Genomic DNA, 23,802 nt, shown 5'->3' with positions numbered 1-23,802 from the left:
TCAGCGAATGTACCATGCAATAACATATTGTTGAAGTATGAAATAAGAAAATATAATGACACACCTCGATAAAATAGATCGCAAGATTTTACGAATTTTGCAAAAGAATGCACGGATCACCAATAAAGAACTGGCGTCTCAACTTGGGCTTTCTCCTCCGCCGACATTAGAGCGGGTGAAAAAGCTAGAAAACTCCGGCTACATTGTTGGTTATACTGCGATACTGGAGCCCAAAAAGATCGATTTGGGCACGTTGATGATGGTTTCTGTAAGATTGCATCATCATTCTAAGGATACACTGGACGAAGTTTATCGTACTGTTGATGAACTCGATGAGATTTTAGAATGTTACCATGTGACTGGTGAAGATGACTTTATGCTCAAGGTTGTGTGTAAAGATATCTACGAATATGAAACTTTTGTTCGTGAAAAGCTGGTACGCTTGAATAGCATGGGTAAAATTAAATCATCAGTTGTTTTATCAACGTTGAAAAAGGCAACCGAATATCCTATTCGTGAACCATCTGACAAAAATGCTGGTTAACCACTTAGCACTATTTTTTCAGGCTTAAAGCGCAAATTTATTTGCGCTTTTTTTATCTTTTCGCAATGATTTGTACTAGATCCGCAGTTATTATCAAATAGATTTTCAAATTTCAATTGAATGTTTAATCGATAAAGCTTGATTTGAGACCGATTAAGTTTGCTGAACGAGCGCTTGCCAGCTAGATGAAAACAATTGGTTGTCGACGGGGGGATTTTTACCGCAATCATTATTAATGACGCTTGAGTCTATCCCATTATTAAACCAAACAGCGTGTAATTTAGCGTATAACTCTGTGCAATCGCGGCCAAGAATAATGAATTGTGTGTAACGATTATGGGTTAAGCAGGTTATTGGGGCAATACGTGAGTTCGATTGTATATTCGTGTGTAAACAGTGCTCGATCAAAGATTTTTCAGGAAGTTCGGTAACACCAATCAAACTCAACATCGTGTAATTTGAGTGAATTTTAATATTTTTGTTCGCAACAACCTGAATCAATTGTTCTAATTCGGGTTGTGGTTTATCAGTATTGAGATAAATAAAAATCAAATGTAGATTAAATGGATCATCATCTGCAGCATCAACTTCAAGTAATAAATTAAAGCCTATTTGGCAGAGTCTGAAAACTAATTCGTTGTAAGCAGATCGAACAGGTTGGGGTAAGACTAACCAAACAACATTTTCTTCTTTTGCAATTGATAGCAATTGATTTTTATTAAAGTCAAATTGTTGTAAATGAAATTTGTTTTTAGTGATGATTGATGTGCCACCTAAATGAGGAGCATGTGTGCATCTTACCTCGATATCGATATGATTTTGTTTGGCGGGTTGAATGGCTCGTGGATGCAAAACTTTTGCACCACACTTGGCCATTATTTCTGCTTGTTCATAGGTTAAACAATTGATTCGTCTTGCTGCTGATAATTCTTGAGGATTTGCAGTAAAAACACCTGGTACATCTGTCCAGATTTCTATCGCTTTTGCTTGAACAATGGCCGCCAGATAACTGGCAGAGGTGTCTGAACCTTCTCTGCCCAAAAGTACAGTATCATTTTGTTGATCACTGGCGATGAATCCTTGCGTGATCACAACATCAGGCAGTCTTGCCAATTGCTGTTGCCATAGGGCTGAGGCTTCATAAGTGCAATCGGCATTTGTATAGTGTTGCCAGGCATTACTTTGTTGTGTCGATTTTAAAATCGCTCTAGCATCTTGCCAGCAAGTATTGCCTAATTGCTTGGCTAAATATTTTTCACCAATGGTGCTAGACAATAGTTCGCCTGTTGCCACAATCATCGCATGATTTTTTGCAGAAATGGTTTGTTCGTTGGCTATTATTTCACAGGTATTGCTCAGTTGTATAAACCACTCATCGAGACAACTCGTATCAACACCAAGTTGCGCAGCATAACCGATGTGGAGTTCTTTTAAATGAGTGATCGCTGTTTGATGAACATTCGCCTTAGCTTGGTGTAGTAGCGCTTCGAGTAGATTAGAAACATTTTTGAAAGCTGAAAAAACGACAAGTGGTCGAAACCCTTGAGCTAAATGATGACTAATGATTTGCGATATTTTTTCCCAATGCTCGGGCACGCTGACACTGCTGCCACCAAATTTAATGACCTTCCACGCTACAGACATGATAAATTTTTATTACTGATTGGCTCTTAAGTACACTGTAGCATNACCAAATTTAATGACCTTCCACGCTACAGACATGATAAATTTTTATTACTGATTGGCTCTTAAGTACACTGTAGCATTATTTTCTGTCATCACTCAATTGAACGCCGAATTATTGTACGCTATAGCGATACGGTTAGGTCGACTGATTAATCGATAGCTTTACAAAAGAAATCAATTGACGCTTTTAATGAGATTGAGATTTAAACTAAGAGAGTTGGCTGATTAAAATGTAGTCAAAATACTTGATTGTAATTTTAATTGCCTTATAATGCTGCTTCGAATTTTTGCCCTGAATTTACGCTTCAGCTAGCAAGAGGAAAAATATGTCTGAATCTACGCAAAATCAATTTGTGGTATGTGCGCTATATAAATTTGTGTCATTACCTAATTTCCAATCTGTTCAACAACCTCTGTTAAAGTTTATGCAGGAACATCAAATTAGAGGTACTCTGTTACTCGCCAAAGAGGGAATTAATGGCACTGTAGCTGCGTTACCGGCTGCGATTGATGCGCTACTGCAGTGGCTTGAACAACAACCAGGACTGGCTGATATTGTCAATAAGCAATCACTTAGTCATGAACTACCTTTTAAACGTGCCAAGGTTAAACTTAAGAAAGAAATTGTCACTATGGGGGTTGAAAATATCGATCCTAACCGCGTTGTTGGTACTTATGTTGAACCTGAAAACTGGAATGAACTGATTAATGATCCTGAAGTTTTATTGATTGATACGCGTAATGATTATGAAGTTGCGGTGGGCACATTCAAAAATGCGGTTAATCCAAATACCAAAACTTTTCGCGAGTTTCCCGATTATGTCAAGCAGCACCTGGATCCAGCCGTTCACAAGAAAGTTGCTATGTTTTGTACTGGAGGGATTCGTTGTGAAAAGTCGACGGCACTATTAAAGCAAGAAGGGTTTGAGGAAGTGTACCATTTAAGAGGCGGCATCTTAAAATATTTGGAAGATGTGCCACAAGCGGAATCGACTTGGGAAGGTGAGTGTTTTGTTTTTGATGATCGCGTGACGGTTGATCACCAATTACGTCCAGGTAGTTACCAACAATGCAATGCGTGCCGATTACCGATCACTGAGCAAGATATGCAAAGTGAATTCTATATGGCTGGGGTCAGTTGCCCGCATTGTTTTGAACAAACGACGCCAGAGCAAAAAGCGCGATTTGAGGAGCGTGAAAAACAAATTCAATTGGCTAAAGCGCGTGGGGAAACACACATTGGCGATTATGCCGCTATTGCGTTGGAAAAAAAGCGTGAACAAAAGAAGCAACGTAAAGCAGAAAAAATTGCACAAAGTCGAGCAGCACAATCGGCAAGTCGCTAATCAATTGAAATTGATGTATTTAAAAAAAATAAAGGGAGCATGCTCCCTTTATTTTTGAATTAACGATTTACTACTAATTAAAAACGAAGTGTTGCTTTAGTAAAGACAAATCGACCACGAGGATCATGTACGGCTTGAACATAACCATATAGGTCATTGTTCAGGTCGCCCGCAGCAAAAGGTACTTCTTCATCAAGCAGGTTTGATGCGCCAAAGCTTAAGTTCAGTGAGTCGTTAACATCCCACGAAGTTTGTAAATCCAAGGTTAGCCATGAATCAACTGTGCGTGCATTTGGATTTGCAAAATCAAAAGTACCATCTTCATCGAAGTCAGGTTGATCTTCGAATTCACCAATATAGCTTAAGGTTGCGGTTGTCTTCCAGTCACCTAGTTTCCATTCAGTGGTTGAGCTCCAACGAATTTCTGGGTATCCATATTTACCGGTATATTCCAGGTCATCTTTTTCAAAGTTAGATAAGTAAGCCAGGTCAAATCCAATTTTTAATTGACCCATATCGGCCAGATCCATTTTATAATTGGCGGTGATATCAAACCCTGTAGCTTCTTGTGAAGCAATGTTCACGTATGTGCTACTAACTTGTAAGAGCTCGTTGGTTTGAGGGTTTCTGACACACAAGCCTGGAACCATTGCTGATGGATTACAGAATAATAAAGTGGCTTCACCAACGCTGGCTTCATCGATTTTTTTATCTTGTGTGATATCCCAATAATCGAATGAAAGGTTAAAGTCATCAGTTACATCCCAAACGATACCGAGGTTATATGATTCCGACTCTTCTGGTTCTAGATTTGGATTACCACCAAGGTTAACGGTTAAGTCTGTTGCTGCACCTGCGTTGGCAACACAAGCTGGAACCTGTGAACAGTATGGATCAACAAAGAAACGAGATTCTTGTGACGGGCCTAAACCAATTTGTGCTAAAGAAGGCGCTCTAAATCCGGTACCCCATGATGCTCTAACAGCCAAGTCGTCGTTTACATTCCAGTGAATACCGACTTTAGGATTAGTTGAAGTGCCTGCGAATTCATAGTCATCGTAACGACCTGCTAATTGCATTTCGATATTATCCGCCAAAGGAATAGCAAACTCAGTGTAAACTGACCAGTGATTACGCTTGGCTTGTGCAGAAACGGATTCTGTACCGAAAATTAAGCCACGTTGGAATTGATCGTCTGGTTGATCAATCACGCTCTCGTCACGGTATTCAAAACCGGCTGCCATAGCAACGCTGTTACCTGATTCCAGTTCAAATAAATCACCGGTAATCGAGCCTTCAAAAGCGCTTAAGCGAGATTCACCGCGACGGATAAGACTGGTCGTTATAGCATCAATAACTTCGGGAGAGTTGACGGTTCCACCAAATGGGTTGTATCGTCCAGCATCAATTTCACGTTGCAAGAAGTCTGTTCGCACCCAACCTTGAGTGCGGTCACCCGTTTGCAACGAAAGGCTACGTGCTTTAGTGAAAGAGACATCCCACTCATAGTCACCAACAAACCCCGTTAATCCACTTACGAAACGTAGGCTATCGCTTTGAATATCCCAAACACGATTGCCTGCATCTACTGTACGATGGCGATCGATTGCCAAATTAACACCAAATGGATTATTAGGATGAGAAGCTGGTACTGTTAAGCCTGCATCGGCATCAAGTGGCGTCGGTGCACCACCAGCTTGAGAGGTGTTGCGCTGTGCTGAAATTTCAAAATATAAATCCAGGTTTGGCTTTATTTCGCTGTTGTATAAGAACATGGCGCCTGCACGTTCCATATCGGGAATTAAAAAGCCATAGGGGCCGTAGTCGAATACACAGGTTTGTCCTGCGGCTCTTTCTGGTGGACAATTGGGATCGATTGTTGGGTCGGTGTCACCTTCAAGTACATATCGTCCAGGAAATCCGCGAGAAGAGCGTAGATCATATCCACCATTAGCCGATTGATCTGCTGAACCTAAACGGCCACGATCAGAGTTTCTTAATTCGCTGGTAGAAAAATAATCAAGGATTAAAGTACCGTTAGATTGTGAATTACCAAAGCCGAAAATTGCATTTAAGGAGCGTTCGTCAGAGCTTGATTTGGTGGTTGAACCATAACCTACGGTGACTTCTGAGCCAACGAAATCTTTTCGTAGTACAATGTTAACTACCCCAGAAACCGCATCTGAACCATAAATAGCAGATGCACCATCTTTTAAAATGTCAACGCGTTCAATTGCTGAAAGCGGGATACTGTTCAAATCAACAAAGTTGTTCACGATACCTTCAGCAAACGCGCTGATATTTGCACGGCGACCATTAATTAATACCAGTGTCGCGTCGGCACCAAAGCCGCGTAAACTGATCGCTGCGCCGCCATTGCCTGTTGAGTCTTGGCTGTTACCTCGAGTAGAGAATGAACCCGCACCTGAAGACGGTAATCTTTCAAATAGTTGTTGCAGAGTTGTTTGACCTGAACCAACAATAGCCTCACGGTCAATGACCTGAACTGGTGCTGGACCTTCAATGTTACTGCGCTTGATATGTGAACCAACGATTGTAACTTTTTGCTCTTCCTGATTTTCACCATCTTCCGCTGCATTAGTTGTCAAAGGTAATAAACTGGCAGTTAAAGTACCTGCCAGAGCAAGGTTTAAAATATTTAGTTTAAATTTTGTTTTCATCGTTTTAACGCCCTATATCCTTAGGTTGTATGATTTAGTATTGTTAGGCTTACAATTGGACAACAGCTTGATTTAGCAATTAATCATAAGCGCTTAATTTGATAAGCGATGCAACAGATAAATCAATTGATGACAAATATTTATCAACTAAAACCGGCAAGCATGTGGTTTAACATTTTAAATGCTAACGACAAATCCCACGTGTTTCATTGATTTATCCGAGCGCAACGTATAAAAATAGTTGATGTTAAATATTAATTCTTGAAAAACATACTAAATAAAGGAATGCGCAATTAAATTCACAGTAAATAGATCAATGTGAAAAAGGTTAGTTAAACGATAACTGCCACATTGAGACATTTATTACCTGGTAGATTGCTATTATTCTTATCAGTAGTTGTTTATGTGATTAATACTTATTCACTATTCTTTTATTGTTTAAAACTGATCGCTTACTGCTGTATACGAATTGCCAAGCGACTATACTAAATTCAGTCTGTTAAAGTGTGAACTGGTTCATAGAAGGTGAAAAAAAAACTAAAAAGTGTTTCTTTTATCGAATTAAATATTTTTTTATCTCTTAAAGAGGTTTTTTCCCTTAGAAAGTTCGCAAATTAGAGATAAGGCATTCAATAAATATTTTTATTTTGGATAAAGAATGAATTTAAAAAACATATTTTTTTAGCATAACACCATTGGGCTGTACATTGTTTCATCATCGACAAGTTTTTAAATCAATTAATTAATGGGCCAACCAAAAAGGTTATGAATGAATTATTTAATTCGACAGTTAAATCGTGAAAAGATTTTTGACAAAATTGAACCGGACTTAAAACCTGTTTTAGAATACTTATCTATACAGGTTGAGCCAATTAAAGAGTATGATTTACTAAGGTTTATTGATAAAAATTTACCCGACTTTTTTGTGTCATTGGGCAATGCAACCGGACTGTATCGTAAACATTTTTACTTATTTAATCGTTTGTATTCATTAAAATCTCAACTGAGTCATGATGGTTATCACTTACAAATTTCTGCCTTGCTAATTCAAATTAGTAAAGCTGGTTGCTCAACAACTGATTTGGCTGAGCCAGACTTTTTACAGGCTTATTATCTCAATCCACAGAATTTATATTTGTCGGATGAACAAATCGTTAAATTACAAAGTCAGTTTTGGGAAAAGTATTTGGCATTTAATCAACAGTCGGAAGCTTTGCAAACGTTAGGATTAGATAAGGTTGCTTCATTGACACCAGAGAAACTGAAAAAGCGTTATAACGAATTAGCGCAAATTCATCATCCCGATAAAGGCGGTGATAGTAAAACATTTATTCAAATTAAAACCGCTTTTAAACAATTAAAATTAATTGTGCATTAACTCAAAGAGATAAACAATATGCATCTATCGAGCTTTTATTTATCTGCTATAACCAGTGTGTCTAAAAAACCGCCAGCGCTGTGCACTCCACATTGGAGTTGATTAGCCGGTTTAGAGCGCAGCAAATAACCGCCATAATGGTGGTCATTCCCAACCGTAAAAATACCTAACTCCGATATCACTGAATGAGTCGACTGTATTGTATTGGCTGTTAATAAATGAATTTCTTCTTGACGAATCACTGAGTTGATTTTTTGCATCAATAGATATTTTTCATGCTGCAAGTCTAAAGTGGGCAGAGGTGTGCTTATATCGTACACGCTATTGCCACCTTCATGCTGACTTTTCAGGATCCAACATCTTTCTTTTAGTGCTTCTACTATCTGTTGCTGATGGCTGATAATTTGATAATTATTGGCTAAAGTTTGCTTGACGTTTTCACTTTCTTGTTGTGACAATTCAAAGTTGATTTTTATTTCTTGTATAGAAAGCTGGCTCAGCTTCATTTGTATCCATTTTGATGTGGCCACTTGATGATTGATTGTTGGAATACTACAGATTTGATGTTGTTCTATCCATTGTCTGAATGACATTAACTCATCGATCGAGTGAGCTGAACTTGAATGAACAGCGTCATCAGTAAAAATATAATCCTTATAATTATAACCGGTTCGATAATATATACAGTCAATAGTTTCACCCGATGATAAATATAGTCGATTATTTTTTGACTTTATTTGTTGTTTCAATTGAATCAATGTCAAACGCTTAACAATCGCACCCATCAGGCTAATCTGATTGATTAAATAATTCTGGTCGTAAATATTATCTTCATCTGCCGCGATTAAAAAAACGATGACAGGTTGATTAAGTAAGGCGTTTTTCTTAGCCGCATTAAAAATAGTTGCTGCTTGCTGATAAATTGCTGGATTCGGCGCAAACTTATTAAAGCGCATTGAAGATTGGCTCTCAAGCAAGTTACTGAGAACTTCACTAAATGGTCCCATACCAGCAGCTATCGAGTTGCTTTCAACAAGTTTCCAATGACCATCTTGATCATAAAGTAAATCCTGCCGACTGAGATTAACGGGTATAGCTTTAATCGGTTTTCTCCTATTATTCACTTGTGAGTGTAAATAATGTTTAAAATGACTTAACAGATTTTTAGGTAATTGATGAGGGGCCAAAGATTGTGTTGTGTCCGTTACCTTGTAATCTTGCAACATGGAAAGCATTAACTCAGGCATTTGACTCAATTTGTAAAAAATACGGCTGAGTAATTTGGCACTCACTAGTGCATCATTGAACTGTTGTTGGGTAATTTGCCATGGTGTGAGACTGATTTTACAAGGCGTAAATTGATCATATGATGAGTGCACCCCAAGTAAAAACTGTTGTTGATGATGAATTAATTGCGGTAGATTGAAGCCTTGTTCATGCCAAGTTGTATCACCTGGTGCGGGTGTAATTTGAAAAGATTTGCCATCCTGGCCGTCGATTAGTTGGTTATTGAGGTTTGGTTTCATTGCGAGTGTTAAACCTTTGATTTATTCATCGTTATTTCTTCGTTTGCCTTTTCTTCGTTTACTTTCACATGAAATACCAGTTGTTGATTTTGCTGGTTTCAATTTTTAGTATTTGTCTGAGCAAGCCGCTCGCTTAATTTATATAATGATAAAGTTAAACAAAAAGTATTGTTGCTGTTAAAGTACTATATTTCCAGAATAGTCGAAATATTATATTTCTAGTATTATCGAATTGTCAATCCTGTTTCGATTATTAACGGGGACTATTTGAGCGGTTGTCGGTTGTCTATGTTGTGCCGACTGATCAGTACAACTGAGTTAATGCGACAGGTTAATACTACTGGGTTAATATAATTGGGTTAATATAACTGGGTTAATGTAAGTGGAGTTTCTTTGATGTCAAATGCAGCTAATGAGTCTGATCTTTCTTTGGAAATCGTTGCGGGGCGTATCGCTGAGTTAGGACATCCAACTCGATTGGCCATTTTTAAATATTTAGTATCTTTTGGACTGGAAGGGACGACCGTTGGAAAAATTCAGCAGGAATTAAATATTCCAGCTTCCACTTTGTCTCATCATATAGCAAAATTAGTTAAAGTGGGTTTGGTTAAGCAGGTTCGAGAAAGTCGGGAGTTGCATTGCTTCCCACAGTTTGAAGTTTTACAAGAAGTGATTGGTTTTTTAATGGAAGAATGTTGCTCGAATAACGCTTGTCGTTAAGTTAACAGTCGAGAAATAATTGTTCATTTTTTACGTTAAATCTACACACTAATTTGTTTGATTTGTCCATAAATTTCAATAATCTGGCCATATTGATTAGAAATATTTGGATGTTTGAGGTTATTTATTCTTTCGAGTGAGATTTTACTTGCTATTTGGCCAAAATCGCGTATAAAGCTCTCTCCAAAAAATTGTTGGCTGTTCATTGTTTGGACGATTTATGACACATTTAAAGTTGTTAATAATGCGTCTGAAATCGTAACCTTGGGGCAGTCCGGCTGATAGGTCTGGTTTAATTTGAACACGTTTCGTTCGCCAGAAAACTTTTAATCCTTTGTTTATGGGAGATACTGAAGTGTCTGAAGGCTTCGACTATAACTCTGAGATTGATCCTACAGTCGCAACAGAAACTCGTTGGCCTGAGTATGTTAATGTCAACGAGAACGATGAGCGAAACGATCATTTCATACGCCGTGATGGCAAAGTATTTGCTGGTACACATATAATTATCGATCTTTGGGGGGCCTCAAAGTTAGATGATTTGCAGGTCATGGAAAAGGCATTTAGAGATTCTGTTAAGGAATGCGGGGCAACTTTGTTGCATATTCATATGCACCATTTTACCCCAAATGGTGGAATTTCTGGCGTTGCTGTACTAGCTGAATCGCATATAAGCGTGCATACCTGGCCTGAGGCTGATTATGCGGCGTTTGATGTCTTTATGTGTGGTGATGCCGAGCCACATAAAGCGACGGAAATATTGCGCCAGGCATTTTTGCCTTCGCGTATTGATGTGCGTGAGATCCTCCGCGGTGAGAATATCAGCGAATAAGATGTTATTATTCGTGCTATTTAAATTGAGGGGGCTTATTCATGGCTAAAAGATTTCTTGAAACACTTTACCGTAGTTATGGTCAGAGTTTTTTGATCGATGAAGTGTTATTTGAAAATCGTACCGATCACCAGCATTTGATTATATTCGAAAATTCTCAATTTGGGCGTATCATGGCGCTGGATGGTGTCGTGCAAACGACTCAAAAAGATGAATTTGTCTATCATGAAATGCTGACACATGTTCCGTTATTTGCCCATGGTCACGCCAAGCGTGTTTTAATTATTGGTGGTGGAGACGGTGGAATATTGCGTGAGGTATTACGCCACCCGCAGATAGAACATGTGACAATGGTTGAAATTGATTCAGCTGTTATCGACATGTGTGTTAAGTATTTTCCTGACCACTCTGCAGGAGCCTTCGAGGATCCTCGTGTTAATCTTGTAATTGCCGATGGCGTTGACTTTGTAGTGAACAATCAGGAAAAATTTGATGTTATTATTTCTGATAGTACTGATCCGGAAGGCCCTGGTGAAGTACTGTTTACATCACGTTTTTATCTAGGTTGTAAAAATGCATTAACTGATGGTGGTGTGTTGGCAACACAAAATGGTGTTTGCTATATGCAACCGGATGAGCTGTTGACGACTTACAATCGATTTGAGAATATTTTTGCTGATCGCTGGTTTTTTGCGGCAGCAGTACCAACTTATGTTGGTGGGGTAATGACTCTGGCTTGGGGAACAGATAACTCTGAACTACGCCATTTACCTCAAGATATTATCGCCCAGCGTTATCAAGAAGCTGGCTTTACTACTCGGTATTATAATCCAGCAATACATGTAGCCGCATTTGCGCTGCCGCAGTATGTTGTTAATACTTTAAATCCAGCCGCTTAATTTAATAACGCGGCTGAGAAAGATCAAAATTGTTAACTGACTTTTTAAGTTGGTATCTATTCGGTACACCAAATTCTGATTATTTTATTTGGGAGGGGCGTCGTTGATTAAACGTATCCATGAATATCTTAATGAGCCTGACGCCTGGAATATTGAACAAGCGCGTCAATACTATAATCTTGCTTATTGGAGCAATCAATATTTTGATCTGAATGAACAGGGTATGTTGGTCGTGCGTCCCGATCCTGAACAACCAGAGAAAACATTTGAACTAAATCAAGTCTGCCAGGCTATGCGTGAAAAAGGCTTTCAAATGCCGGTGCTTTTACGTTTTCCTGACATTTTGCGTCACCAGGTTAAGGTGCTTTGTCAGGCCTTTAATCGTGCAATCAGTCAGTTCGAATATCAAGGCGATTACACGGTTTGTTATCCGGTGAAAGTTAATCAACAACGCAATGTTATTGAAGGCTTGATTAATACCAATCAGATACTGGAAAAACCACAAGTGGGGCTTGAAGCCGGAAGTAAGCCAGAATTAATGGCCGTACTGGCATTTTCAGAAAGTACTAATTCAACGATAGTGTGCAATGGGTATAAAGATCGTGAGTATCTGCGCGCAGCACTTATTGCATCACAACTTGGTCATAAAGTTTTTATCGTAATCGAAAAAATGTCTGAGCTTGAGTTGTTACTCAAAGAAGCAGAGCAAATGCAAGTTAAACCACGCATTGGTGTGCGAGTAAAACTGGCAACTAAAGGCGAAAGCAAATGGCAGGATTCAGGAGGTGAGCATTCTAAATTTGGTTTATCTGCCAGTCAGGTGCTTGCTTTAGTACAGCGCTTAACAGATGTTGGGCAACTGGATATTTTTCAATTATTGCATTTTCATTTGGGATCACAATTAACTGCAATACGTGATATTCAAAACGGGTTGCATGAATGCGCGCGTTTTTATGCCGAGTTGCGCAAGATGGGCGTACCAGTTAACACCGTTGATGTTGGCGGTGGGTTGGGCATTGACTATGAAGGGACACAAAGTCAGAGCCACTGTTCAGTAAACTATACTTTTGCTGAATATGCGAATAATGTGGTCAATGCGTTTTTTGAAATGGCTGAAGAAAATCAGATTCCACATCCTTCGATTATTACTGAGTCTGGGCGAGCTCTTACTGCACATCATGCTGTGTTGGTGGCTAATGTTATCGATGTAGAAAAGCCGATGCGGCAGACCATAACAACACTAGAACCTGATGAAGATTGTCATCCAATTATTCAAAGCTTATGGCAAAATCTGGTCGATGCACAAGAAGCAGATGATAATCATCAACTGATCGAAAACTATCATAGTGCTGACTATTTATTGAAACAGGCTCAGGAAGTGTTTAACCACGGCATCATCAGTATTACCGAAAGAGCACAAGCCGAAGTTTTACAGCGACAAATTTTATTTACTGTTAAAGATCGGTTAAATCCAGAAATACAAACGCACGAAGAAATTCTTGATAAGCTGCAACGGCGACTGGCGAGTCAGTACTTTGTCAATTTTTCAGTGTTTCAATCATTACCAGATGCCTGGGCAATTGAGCAGGTCTTTCCAATTATGCCATTGCAAAACTTGGATACCGTACCAGGTGAAGCGGTAATTTTACAAGATATTACTTGTGACAGTGATGGACGAATTAAGCAATATGTAAACGCTCAAGGAGTAACGCCGACAATTGATTTACCCTCCTATCAAATTGGCGATGATTATTTGTTAGGTTTGTTTTTAGTCGGCGCTTATCAAGAAATTTTGGGCGATATGCATAATTTATTTGGGGACACCCATACGGTTGACTTAGCTTTAAATGAGCAAGGAGAACTTGTGCGCGTTGCCAGTCAACAGGGGATTAGTGTTGAAGAGTTATTAGAATATGTCGACATTGATTCCAAAACCTTGTTGGAATCATATCGAAGACAACTCAAGCAAACAGAGCTGCCACAGCATTTACAGCGTCAATATCTTGCAGAGCTGCGTCAAGGTATTTATGGCTACTGTTACTTAGAAGACTAATCTGTATAAAGAGACTTTCACATGTCATGCATGACAATCAATGAGACAACTGCCATTCAAGCAAACCAGACTGGCGGTGTGCACTGGCCTGCTGAATGGGAACCACACACTTGTAGCTGGATGATGTTTCCGTGCCGGACCGCAATTTGGTCGCATGGACTGGAAACCGCACACAAAGTGTTTTCCCAGGTAGCCAATCAAATCAGTGAATATGAACCGGTTAAAATGCTCATTTTACCTGAGCACTTAGCTAAGGCTAAAAAATATTTAAGTAGTGCAATTGAGTTAATCAATTGTTCACTGGATGATAGCTGGGCACGCGATACATCTCCTATTTGGGTGACCCAAAACAATCAGCTTATTGCGAAAGACTTTTTGTTTAATGGGTGGGGCGAACAGTTTGTACCACATGACAAAGATCGAAAAATTGCACAATTTATTGCGCAATACGAAAAAGTCACCTGTCAGAGTGTAGACATGGTGCTCGAAGGTGGGGCTGTACATTCAAATGGAAATGGTCTGTTGCTGACTACCAAAGAATGCTTGTTGCACCCTAATCGAAATCCAACACTAAGCCAGCAAGATATTGAACAACAACTTAAATTGGAATTAGGTGTTGAGCAGATTATTTGGTTAGAACGAGGAATTGTTGGTGATGTTGATACCAATGGACATGTTGATAATATTGCCTGTTTTGTTAATCCATCAACAATATTAACTCAAAAAACACTGGTGCTAGGCGAAAATACCGAAATTTATCATCTAAATAAACAAGTGATTAATGAGCATGGCCTTAGCTTGGTTGAAATTCCTGAGCCTGAAGCCAAATATCAGTCGGGAGAGCGAATTCCACTATCTTATATTAATTTTTATATTATCAATAACGCTGTCATTATGCCTGCTTTTGGTTGTAAACAGGATGATTCTGCTTATCAGATGATGGTGGATTTATTTCCCGAACGAAAAATCCATATGATTGACGCAAATGAAATTCTGGTAGGTGGCGGTGGTATTCATTGCATTACCATGCAGCAACCTGTCGCACCGGGTAATTGTTAAAAATTTATCAATTTTAAAAAGGTTATTCTCATGAGAATGGTTAGTGTTGCTGCTACACAGTTTAAAGCCAGTAAATTGCGTGATGAAAATATTGCGACAGCCGAGTCTTTAGTTGAACGAGCTGCCGAGCAAGGTGCTAATGTTGTTTTGTTGCAAGAGCTTTTTGCCGGTGAATATTGGTGTAAAGATCAATTAGCCAGTTATTTTAGCTGGGCTGAAGAATTTGAAACTTCTCCATTATTAAAGCATTTTGCTCAAGTTGCAAAAAAATTTGAAGTGGTATTGCCTTTGAGTTATTTTGAGAAAAGCCAAAATAATTATTTTAATTCTCTGGCTATGATAGATGCCGATGGAACGATTCTGGATAATTATCGAAAGGCCCACATTCCCGATGGACCTGGCTATCAGGAAAAATATTATTTTTCTCCCGGTGATACTGGATTTAAAGTTTGGCAAACCCGTTACGGTTGCATGGGAGCGGCAATTTGTTGGGATCAATGGTTTCCAGAAGCTGCAAGAATTTTAGCGTTAAAAGGTGCTGAAGTAATCTTTTATCCAACTGCAATTGGTAGCGAACCACAAGCGCCTGACTGGGATTCATGCGAACATTGGCAAACCGTTATGTGTGGTCATGGCGCAGCTAATATGGTGCCGATTGTTGCTTCTAATCGGATAGGATGTGAAGTCGGTCAAACTTGTGAAATTAATTTTTATGGAAGTTCATTTATTTGTGATCAATTTGGTAAGATACTCACTCGACTGGACCGAAATGAAAGTGGTGTTATTTGTCAGCAGTTTGATTTAGATTTGATTGCAGAGCAACGTGTAAGTTGGGGACTTTTTCGAGACAGAAGACCTGAGCACTACCAGCGTATTTTGAAATTGTAACAGATTTTGCTAATTTAATATTTTTTTAAATAATGACGAACACATTGACTTAATGTTAAGTTGACACCATTAATAACAGCCAACGTTTTTAAACTTGGCTGTTTACTGAAAATTAGAAAAACGGTTAATAAATTTTAATACAAATTAAAATTCAAATTTTTATAAATATAAATCATATAAAAATATTATAAATCAGACATTTGCTTAATTTATAATTTCCAACTCTTATTGAAGCAGTTTTGGTTTTATCCAGTCAATCATTTAAAAAGAATGAAACATTAGAGGTTGCAACAAAAACGCAAGTGGTAAGAATGAAGAGCGTTATTGTGCAATTTAAATCAGTATATTCAGGGTAATCGCTCAATTACATTTTTGATTGTGAGGGACAACAAAAAATATTGATCATGTTGTTGAAAAGTTAAAGTAGGGATTTGCTAAGTAACAATAATAGCAAAATGCATTATTGTCGTACCTGAATCAAGACGACAAATTATTATAAAATGAATAAACCTAATTTAACCAAAAATACAGAAAAACGTTTACTTTCACTCATCGATACAACAGAGTTAGTCGCGCTAAAAAACGAAGGAACTGTCAGCGCAGATTACTATACTCAACTGGCCGATCTTTATCGTGCTTATAAAGCCTACCACAAAGAAATTGCTATATTACAACGCTTTGCCCGTCTTGATAGTCACGCTGTCGAAGATTTAGTGGCAATTTATGAAAGAATTGACAAGGTTAATCGACTGATTAAGCAAAACCTTAATCGACGCAAAAATACTTATCCAGCCGGATCTGGTAAACCAGAATTAGCGCTGGTCAAAAATGACGAGCAAGATGAACATATTCATATTGGTACGCTGCAAACGGTAAAACCAAGAATTGATCCCAGGAAAATCCCTTTTTTCCAGCAATCTCGCAAAGTGTTAACGGTTAATGTTGCCTATACAGGACGTACTGAACAAGATGAAATTATTCAAGTAGGCTTGGTGCTGGTAGAGTTTTCTTCGCGTGCAAAAAATGGAAAAATTATTGATAGCTATTGGGGGCTTCGCAATGTAGCGCAAGAGCTACCATTTGAACTGGTTAATCAATATAGACTTCGGATGCGCTCTAAAGCGTTAAAGCCATTTGATAGTGCGCGAATTAAAGCGCTTTTTCAACAAGCTGACTTTGTCGTCAGTCATAATCAGGCTGATATAGAGCGGACATTACTTTGTTTAATGATACCCGAAATTGCTAAAGCAACCTGGTACTCAACACAAAAAGATATTCCGTGGGTTGCATTCGGATTTGAATCCAATCAGTTGTCACAGATTGCAAAATATTATAAAGAAAAAATACCACAAACCTGTATTGACAGGGCTATTATTTTAGCGAGGATATTGCAACATACCGTACCACATACTACGCAGACTTATGTTGAAAGACTTTATAATATGGCGCCTATGAAACCATTTGAATGGACACGTTCTTTGATTAAGCAAAAGAAAAAATGGCGTCGCAAGAAAAACGTGAAGATACATTTAATGATTTATTGCAGTGTAATATTGCTGTTTATTGTTGGCATTGCCTATTATTTTCGGCCCAATATCCAGCAATGGATGAATTATTGATTAAGCATTTTTTTGGTTTTATTTGTCGCTTTGGCTTTAAGTGGATTATCTGGCCAGGGGTGTTTAGGATATTTTCCTTTCATTTCTTTTTTAACTTGTTGGTAGCTATTTTGCCAAAAGCTTGCCAAGTCTTCAGTTATTTGTAAGGGTCTTTGTGCTGGTGATAATAGATGTATGATTAGTGAAATTTGCCCATCTGCAATATTGGGTGAGTGATGTTCGCCAAACATTTCTTGTAACTTGACCGCTAAAACGGGTTTTTCACCTTGCGTATAATCAATTTTTGCTTGAGTGCCGCTTGCCAATGTAATTCTTTCTGGTAGTAGTCTATCTAGCGATTGTTGTTTTTCCCAGGTTAGTTGTGCTTTTAACGCATTGAATAGCAGCGTTGGTGTAATATCTGATAACTGTTTGATGTTAATTAAGTAAGGCATTAACCAGTCATCTAATGTTGCTATTAATCCGGGTTCAGTAAAGTCGAATGATTTTTCTGTCGGTATTGCATCGGTTAATATTTTATCTGTTGATATATTGTCAGAATCAAAGTTGTTCTGTTGTAATTTGAAAAACAAATTGGCTCTGGCACACCATTGTGAAAGCGACTCATCCCAGGGTAGTATTGAAATACCGTTGTTTCGAATACCTTCTAGCAGCGCTGTTTGCCGCTGGTGTTGATTGGTATTTGAAAGTGGTTTGACTGATAATTGAATTGCGCCAAAATAGCATTGTTGTTCGCACACGACTTGTTTCTTTGCTTGATCCCAAATAACGGTTTCTTGTGTTTTAAATAAATGGCTAAACTGTTTTTCAAGGACTGGTAAAGGGATTTCAATTGCCTGAAATATTTTGGCTGGCTGGCTACTGCCGCCTAATCGAGTAATGACAATAAATGTTGCATTAAAATGTTCACTCGAGCTAATTTGTGCGCCGGTGCCATTAACCAGCTGATAGCCATTCCCTCTTTTCTTGGCAATTCTATCGGTAAAGGCGTAAGCTAATATACTTGATGCTTGTGATAATTGTTGGGTTGCTCGTACAAGACAGAGCGATTTTCCTTGTGCTGTTTGTGCCTGCTTTTTTACTGTTTGATAGAGGTTACGAGCATGTTTTAAAATAGTTATCGCTTGTCCTTTGGGGGAGTGTAGCTTTTCGATAACATCTATCAGTAAATTGGCAAAGTTAATTGCTTCTTTTCGCGTGTTATCTTCAAGTAATGCGGCAATAATACAAGCGATATCGAGACACTCATTTGCTAAGCTGCAACTCAATAAGTGAGCAATTCTGGGATGAACGCCGAAGGTTAGAAGTTGAATACCATAAGCGGTTATTTTGTCGCTGTTATCTAGTGCATTAAACTGCCTTAAGATTGACTGAGCCTGATTTATATTCGCCTCACCAGGTTTATCTAGCAATGCTAGCTGGTGTAAGTCGGTTACACCCCAATGCGATAACTCTAAAACTGGCAACATTAAATCGGTGCGTAATATTTCCGGTATACTTTGGGCACGTAATGTTTCATGTTGATGCCACAGTCGAAAGCAAATTCCTGCTTTGAGGCGTCCTGCTCGACCACTGCGTTGATTGGCCGATGCTTGTGATATTTTTTGAGTTACTAAGCGGTCAAACCCCGTATTGGGATCAAATACACTTTGCCGGACCAGACCACTATCAATCACACAATCAACTTGCTCAATAGTCAAACTTGATTCAGCCAGGTTTGTTGTTAAAATAATTTTGCGATAATTGGCATTTGGAAGTATAGCTATTTGTTGTTCGTTAAATGGTAAGCTGCCATATAAGGGAGTAACACGAATATTAGTTTGGTTAGCCGCTTGCTGAGCTAACTGCGTTTCAACTTGCTTTATTTCTGCGACACCCGGTAAAAAGACTAACAGGTTTTCACTGCTACGCAAGGTTGTTGACTGGGTTAATTTAATATCGTTGTTAATAATCTGAATGATTGTGTGACACAAATGACTTTGCCAGCTGGTTTGTGATGGAGGAGGGTGATGAATAATTTCAACCGGAAAAATCTTCCCTTCACTTTGAACGCAGGGGGCATTGTTAAGTAGTTTTGCAATGGATTGTGTATCAATAGTGGCTGACATAATGATTAACTTTAAGTCATCCCTTAGCGCTTGCTGAACATCGATGGCAAAGGCAAGCCCTAAATCTGAATGAATACTGCGCTCATGAAATTCATCAAAAATAATTAACCCAACACTGGGTAACTCTGCATCGGTTTGCAGCATTCGAGTTAATATACCCTCGGTAATAACTTCAATACGTGTATTGTTTGATACTTTTGATTCGTGCCGAATACGGTAGCCAACAGTATCGCCTACATTTTGGTTCAAAAGCTTTGCCATGTAATATGCGGCATTTTTTGCTGCCAGTCTTCGTGGCTCGAGTAGTAAAATTTTTTGTTTTTCTGGTATGCAATCTAACAAAGCTAAGGGGACTAATGTTGTTTTACCTGCCCCGGGTTGTGCCTGCAAAATTAAGCTAGAATGCTGTTGAAGTAATTGTTTAATTTGTGCTAATTGAGAAACAATTGGCAGTTTTATGGATTGAAAATTTATCACCTGATGAATCGCTTTTTAATTAAAAAGTGTCAATTGAGTCGTGAGTTAGTAATAATAATCAGTAATGTAAATAATATAAGTTTTGTTCTTCGCCATTGTAACATAATCAATTAATTATCATCTTATAGTTTAGAGTGTGTAGACTGGTATTGTGATGGGCTGGCGTTGTGAATCAGCGGACGAATTGCTATCTTTTATTGGATTATAAATGGTTGTTTAAAATCAAAGGAAATATTGGTTTTAACGATAAAAAGTTATAAAAATAAATTTTTGCGTTAATTTGTGAGATAAGCACATCGTTAACAGGGCCGAGCTTATGGCATATTTGAACAATTGTTAAACGATTAGCTTGCAATTCAGCAAAATTAGAGTGAATAATTATCAATCGGTATATTTAAACGATAAGAATTCATGTCAAAAAAACACTATTGGTTGGTAATTTTATGAATTTCAGCGCGTGTTTAAGCTTGAAACTTGTACAGGTTGTGAATATGTCTACTGGTATAAATTACTTGACGCTAACAAATAATCTAAAAATAAATGAGAGTTAGCAAATGGATACACTAAAAAAGTTAATGGAAACCTCAAAGGGTTGTTGAAGGTGCTCGCTTTGAAATCCATTTTACATAAAATAACTCGGTTGGCTTCGTCTATCGATGTAGAAATCTGGATTACTTTTTGTATCACGCTTATTTTATTTTTAGTTTTTGTTGAAGTTGATGCATTTGAAAAGCTGGTTCATCTTTCCGTGCAATATGAACACCTTGAAGTTGATGAGTTTTTGACTTTTTTAATGCTATCTTCCATTGCTTTTATGATATTAACATTTCGTAATTTACGGCGAATCAAGCGAGAAAATGAAAGTCGAAAAATTGCTGAACATAAAGCCCATCAATTAGCTTTTTATGATTCATTAACCGGGTTGCCAAATCGAGCTTTATGTATTGAGCGATTGCAACATTTGATACTACAAGCCAAAAGAAATAATGTATTACTTGGTGTTTTATTTATCGATTTGGATCATTTTAAAACAATAAATGACAGCTTTGGGCATCATGCTGGTGATTTAGTATTGCAACAAGTTGCAGCACGATTTAAAAGCACCTTGCGTCAAGGTGATACCTTAGCGAGAATATCGGGTGATGAATTTATTGTGGTTTTGCAGGAAATGGAAAATCCTCGGTTCGCCAGCACTGTTGCTCAAAAGCTACTGGCAATTTTAGAACAAGGATTTGATATTGAAACTGTCGAAGTATCAATAGGTTGCAGCATTGGTATTGCAACTTATCCGTTAGATGGTAACGAGGCTGACGAATTAATTAAACATGCCGATACAGCAATGTATCATGCCAAACGCTCTGGCAGAAATATTTTTCGTTTTTTTGCTGCCGATATGAACCTGATTGCTAAACGAAAAATTTTAATTATTTCTCGTTTACGACAAGCACTCGAAAGAGATGCTTTTTATCTGTTATATCAACCTCAAATAGATTTGCAAAGTGGTAAAGTTGTCGCTGTTGAAGCCTTAATTCGATGGCAGGATGAAGAGCTTGGAAATATTTCTCCCACAGAGTTTATTCCCTTGGCCGAAGAAAATGGACTTATCATTTTAATTGGTGAATGGGTATTACGAGAAGCTTGTACTCAATTAAAAATATGGCAGACACACTACGCTGAACCGATTAAGGTTTCGGTCAATATGTCCGCAATGCAATTAAAGCAAGAAAACTTTGCAGAAAAAGTAGAATATATTTTGCGGAAAACAGGGCTGGCGGCGCGGTTTCTTGAGCTTGAGTTAACTGAAACGGCTATTATGAATGATCCCAACCATGCAATTAAAACACTCACTCAACTTAAAGCATTAGGGGTGACGCTGGCGCTGGATGATTTTGGAACGGGTTACTCTTCATTAAATTGTCTACAAAAGCTCAGTCTTGATAAGTTAAAAATTGATAAGTCATTTCTCGATAATATTCACCAAAAAGCAGAAGATGTAACGATTGTGAGGGCAACGGTTATTTTAGCGCAATCCTTATCGATTGAAGTGACCGCAGAAGGCGTTGAAAGCTTGCCTCAGTTAGAGATCTTACGCCAGTTTCCCTGCCAATATGTACAGGGTTTTTATTTTTCAAAACCTATCTTGCCAGGAGAAGTACTTAAATTACTTCAAAGTGAGCATCGTTTTACTTAACAAATGCGATATTTTATCACTATTGACTGTCATTATTGTTGGTTATTCTCTGGAGAATCTTCTAATAAATAATGTAATAACTATTTATTAACAAGTTCTTGAAAATAAAGCTATTTAGATACTCTCGGGTTAATGAAACAACAGGTTGTTAATGCTTTTAACCTCTATTAAAGCTTATTTTAAACTGAACTGATTATTAAACCATTTAAAAATCAAATACTTATTTTGCTATTTTTTATTTGTAAAGTGTTTGTGACCGTTTTTTGACAAAATTAGCGAAGTCGGTCACATATTAACCGAACAAGTGATTAAATATATCTTAAAGAGATAATTTAAGCTTTCAACCTAATTTTGTTACTGGCATAATCCTGCAAAAAATAAGGGTATGGTCGTTAAAACTTTTAACAGCAGACTTTTATTGGTGGGCTTATGAAAAAATTTGATAAAAAATCATTATTGTTATTTGTTGCATTGGGTTTGCTACTGTCATTATCGGTTGCGATTATATATTTGTCGCTGACAACCCAACCCGAACCGGTAGAAAGTCTTGGAACCATTCGATTAGTTGTTTTTTGTTTGTTATTACCTATCTTAATTAAATATTTTTTACAGCTGATAATTGCACCTTTTTATTCTATTTTTGAGGCGCTTGGTCGTCTTAAATACCCACCAATTGAACCGCTGGTTACGGTATTAATTCCTGCCTGGAATGAGCAAGTTGGTATTATAAAAACCTTAAATTCAGTTTTAGATGCCTATTATAATAATTTAGAAGTCATTGTTATTAATGATGGTTCTACTGATAAGACTCATGATTTAGTGACCCAATTTTTAAGTGATTATCAGCATATCCAATTTTGTAAACCTAAAATTAAATACTTGAGACTACCAAATGGTGGAAAGGCCCGAGCCCTAAATCAGGGGCTGAAGTTTGCTAGTGGTGAGATTATTATAACTGTAGATGCCGACAGCGTAATGGATAAAGATACTGTGACTAATTTAGTCAAACGATTTAACGATCCCAAAGTTGGCGCAGTGGCTGGTAATGTAGTGATTGGTAATAAGAAAAAGCCCTTAGCGATTATTCAACAGCTGGAATATTTATATGGATTCTTTTTTAAGCGAGCCGATTCGGTTTTTAATTCTGTTTACATTATTGGTGGTGCTGCAGCCGCTTATCGTAAGTCAGTGCTAAAAGCGGTTGGCGGTTTTGATCATCAGATTATTACTGAAGATATTGAAATGTCGACCCGAATTTTAGCGAAAGGATATAAAACCCGTTATGCTGCAGATGCGGTTGTGTATACTGAAGGCCCCGCTGATTGGACCGGACTATGTAACCAAAGACTCCGTTGGAAATATGGGCGGATATTGACTTTTTTAAAACACCGCCGATTGTTTTTCAGTAACAATAAAAAGCATCAGCCTTACTTAACATTTTTAATTTTACCTTTGGCTGTTTATGCAGAATTTACTTTGTTACTGGAAGGACCATTACTGTTATTGTTTTATGGTTATACCGTTTTTGCCAGTGACTACTTCCCACTCGCTTTTGTCATTGTGCTGATGAGTTTAATCATTGGGATGCAGATCTTATTTGATTCAAAGCGGCGCTTTCATGCAAACTTGCTTATGCTGGCTCCGGTTGCCTGGATTATTTTTTATATAATCGATATCGTTGAGTTTCAAGCACTATGGCGATCTCTCAAGCGACTTATTCGTCGCGAATCACTACAATGGCAACGATGGGTTCGTGCAGGCGTTATGAATTAATCTGTTCTCTTTTGACAGGGAT

Annotated in this window: 16 protein-coding genes; 12 read left to right on the top strand and 4 right to left on the bottom strand. The window is 38.0% G+C overall.

The genetic code is table 11. The features are described from left to right. Positions 1 to 55: 55 nt before the first annotated feature. Entirely contained in the window at positions 56 to 544 is a 489-nt protein-coding gene (locus ABVT42_RS11335; RefSeq protein ID WP_353895675.1) for an Lrp/AsnC family transcriptional regulator, read from the top strand. A 153-nt stretch (positions 545 to 697) separates the two neighbouring features. On the opposite strand, the gene ABVT42_RS11330 is transcribed toward ABVT42_RS11335, so the two are convergent. Further along, the gene (locus ABVT42_RS11330; RefSeq protein WP_353895676.1) at positions 698 to 2,188 is read right to left on the bottom strand and encodes an aspartate kinase; all 1,491 of its coding nucleotides are present in this window, start codon (positions 2,186 to 2,188) and stop codon (positions 698 to 700) included. Between the two features lie 368 nt (positions 2,189 to 2,556). On the opposite strand from ABVT42_RS11330, the gene trhO reads away from it, so the two are divergent. Beyond that, positions 2,557 to 3,576, top strand: coding sequence for an oxygen-dependent tRNA uridine(34) hydroxylase TrhO (gene trhO / locus ABVT42_RS11325; RefSeq protein WP_353895677.1), 1,020 nt, complete (start codon positions 2,557 to 2,559; stop codon positions 3,574 to 3,576). Positions 3,577 to 3,653: 77 nt separating this feature from the next. Here trhO and ABVT42_RS11320 read toward each other — a convergent pair whose 3' ends face one another. Beyond that, a complete protein-coding gene (locus tag ABVT42_RS11320) occupies positions 3,654 to 6,257 on the bottom strand; it encodes a TonB-dependent receptor (protein ID WP_353895678.1) in 2,604 nt (867 codons plus the stop codon). 769 nt (positions 6,258 to 7,026) lie between these two features. On the opposite strand from ABVT42_RS11320, the gene ABVT42_RS11315 reads away from it, so the two are divergent. After that, on the top strand, positions 7,027 to 7,635 hold the full coding sequence (locus ABVT42_RS11315) for a DNA-J related domain-containing protein (protein WP_353895679.1): 609 nt from the start codon (positions 7,027 to 7,029) through the stop codon (positions 7,633 to 7,635). Between the two features lie 35 nt (positions 7,636 to 7,670). On the opposite strand, the gene ABVT42_RS11310 is transcribed toward ABVT42_RS11315, so the two are convergent. Then, a complete protein-coding gene (locus tag ABVT42_RS11310; RefSeq protein ID WP_353895680.1) occupies positions 7,671 to 9,161 on the bottom strand; it encodes a hypothetical protein in 1,491 nt (496 codons plus the stop codon). Positions 9,162 to 9,557: 396 nt separating this feature from the next. Between ABVT42_RS11310 and ABVT42_RS11305 the strand changes: the two genes are divergently transcribed. The 7 genes from ABVT42_RS11305 to ABVT42_RS11275 all read left to right on the top strand — a co-directional run bounded on the left by ABVT42_RS11305 (position 9,558) and on the right by ABVT42_RS11275 (position 17,231). Then, positions 9,558 to 9,881: an ArsR/SmtB family transcription factor gene (locus tag ABVT42_RS11305; RefSeq protein WP_353895681.1), complete on the top strand. Its 324-nt coding sequence runs from the start codon at positions 9,558 to 9,560 to the stop codon at positions 9,879 to 9,881. Between the two features lie 355 nt (positions 9,882 to 10,236). Further along, a complete protein-coding gene (speD, locus tag ABVT42_RS11300; protein ID WP_353895682.1) occupies positions 10,237 to 10,713 on the top strand; it encodes an adenosylmethionine decarboxylase in 477 nt (158 codons plus the stop codon). A 41-nt stretch (positions 10,714 to 10,754) separates the two neighbouring features. Next, entirely contained in the window at positions 10,755 to 11,612 is an 858-nt protein-coding gene (gene speE, locus ABVT42_RS11295) for a polyamine aminopropyltransferase (RefSeq protein ID WP_353895683.1), read from the top strand. 103 nt (positions 11,613 to 11,715) lie between these two features. Beyond that, positions 11,716 to 13,665, top strand: coding sequence for a biosynthetic arginine decarboxylase (gene speA, locus ABVT42_RS11290; RefSeq protein WP_353895684.1), 1,950 nt, complete (start codon positions 11,716 to 11,718; stop codon positions 13,663 to 13,665). A 21-nt stretch (positions 13,666 to 13,686) separates the two neighbouring features. Beyond that, the gene (locus ABVT42_RS11285; RefSeq protein WP_353895685.1) at positions 13,687 to 14,724 is read left to right on the top strand and encodes an agmatine deiminase family protein; all 1,038 of its coding nucleotides are present in this window, start codon (positions 13,687 to 13,689) and stop codon (positions 14,722 to 14,724) included. A 30-nt stretch (positions 14,725 to 14,754) separates the two neighbouring features. Continuing rightward, the gene (aguB, locus tag ABVT42_RS11280) at positions 14,755 to 15,612 is read left to right on the top strand and encodes an N-carbamoylputrescine amidase (protein ID WP_353895686.1); all 858 of its coding nucleotides are present in this window, start codon (positions 14,755 to 14,757) and stop codon (positions 15,610 to 15,612) included. 500 nt (positions 15,613 to 16,112) lie between these two features. Further along, entirely contained in the window at positions 16,113 to 17,231 is a 1,119-nt protein-coding gene (locus ABVT42_RS11275; protein ID WP_353895687.1) for a hypothetical protein, read from the top strand. Here the strand turns inward: ABVT42_RS11275 and hrpB are convergent. Continuing rightward, positions 17,225 to 19,816, bottom strand: a complete 2,592-nt coding sequence (gene hrpB, locus ABVT42_RS11270) for an ATP-dependent helicase HrpB (RefSeq protein WP_353895688.1) — start codon at positions 19,814 to 19,816, stop codon at positions 17,225 to 17,227. The genes ABVT42_RS11275 and hrpB overlap by 7 nt on opposite strands. A 610-nt stretch (positions 19,817 to 20,426) precedes the next feature. On the opposite strand from hrpB, the gene ABVT42_RS11265 reads away from it, so the two are divergent. After that, a complete protein-coding gene (locus ABVT42_RS11265) occupies positions 20,427 to 22,007 on the top strand; it encodes a putative bifunctional diguanylate cyclase/phosphodiesterase (RefSeq protein ID WP_353895689.1) in 1,581 nt (526 codons plus the stop codon). 429 nt (positions 22,008 to 22,436) lie between these two features. Next, positions 22,437 to 23,780 carry a glycosyltransferase family 2 protein gene (locus tag ABVT42_RS11260; protein WP_353895690.1) on the top strand — a complete coding sequence of 448 codons (1,344 nt, stop codon included), beginning with the start codon at positions 22,437 to 22,439 and terminating at the stop codon, positions 23,778 to 23,780. The last annotated feature ends 22 nt before the right edge of the window (positions 23,781 to 23,802 follow it).

It is taken from the genome of Aliikangiella maris, assembly GCF_040719265.1.
Lineage (GTDB): Bacteria > Pseudomonadota > Gammaproteobacteria > Enterobacterales > Kangiellaceae > Aliikangiella > Aliikangiella maris.
Note: the sequence above shows the minus strand (reverse complement) of the source record. Positions and strands in the feature narration are given on the sequence as shown.

Bases quoted from the DNA above. Each gene is read 5' to 3' on its own strand.
- ABVT42_RS11335 (WP_353895675.1), top strand. From the start codon at position 56: ATGACACACCTCGATAAAATAGATCGCAAGATTTTACGAATTTTGCAA.
- ABVT42_RS11330 (WP_353895676.1), bottom strand. From the start codon at position 2,188: ATGTCTGTAGCGTGGAAGGTCATTAAATTTGGTGGCAGCAGTGTCAGC.
- trhO (WP_353895677.1), top strand. From the start codon at position 2,557: ATGTCTGAATCTACGCAAAATCAATTTGTGGTATGTGCGCTATATAAA.
- ABVT42_RS11320 (WP_353895678.1), bottom strand. From the start codon at position 6,257: ATGAAAACAAAATTTAAACTAAATATTTTAAACCTTGCTCTGGCAGGT.
- ABVT42_RS11315 (WP_353895679.1), top strand. From the start codon at position 7,027: ATGAATTATTTAATTCGACAGTTAAATCGTGAAAAGATTTTTGACAAA.
- ABVT42_RS11310 (WP_353895680.1), bottom strand. From the start codon at position 9,161: ATGAAACCAAACCTCAATAACCAACTAATCGACGGCCAGGATGGCAAA.
- ABVT42_RS11305 (WP_353895681.1), top strand. From the start codon at position 9,558: ATGTCAAATGCAGCTAATGAGTCTGATCTTTCTTTGGAAATCGTTGCG.
- speE (WP_353895683.1), top strand. From the start codon at position 10,755: ATGGCTAAAAGATTTCTTGAAACACTTTACCGTAGTTATGGTCAGAGT.
- ABVT42_RS11285 (WP_353895685.1), top strand. From the start codon at position 13,687: ATGTCATGCATGACAATCAATGAGACAACTGCCATTCAAGCAAACCAG.
- aguB (WP_353895686.1), top strand. From the start codon at position 14,755: ATGAGAATGGTTAGTGTTGCTGCTACACAGTTTAAAGCCAGTAAATTG.
- ABVT42_RS11275 (WP_353895687.1), top strand. From the start codon at position 16,113: ATGAATAAACCTAATTTAACCAAAAATACAGAAAAACGTTTACTTTCA.
- ABVT42_RS11260 (WP_353895690.1), top strand. From the start codon at position 22,437: ATGAAAAAATTTGATAAAAAATCATTATTGTTATTTGTTGCATTGGGT.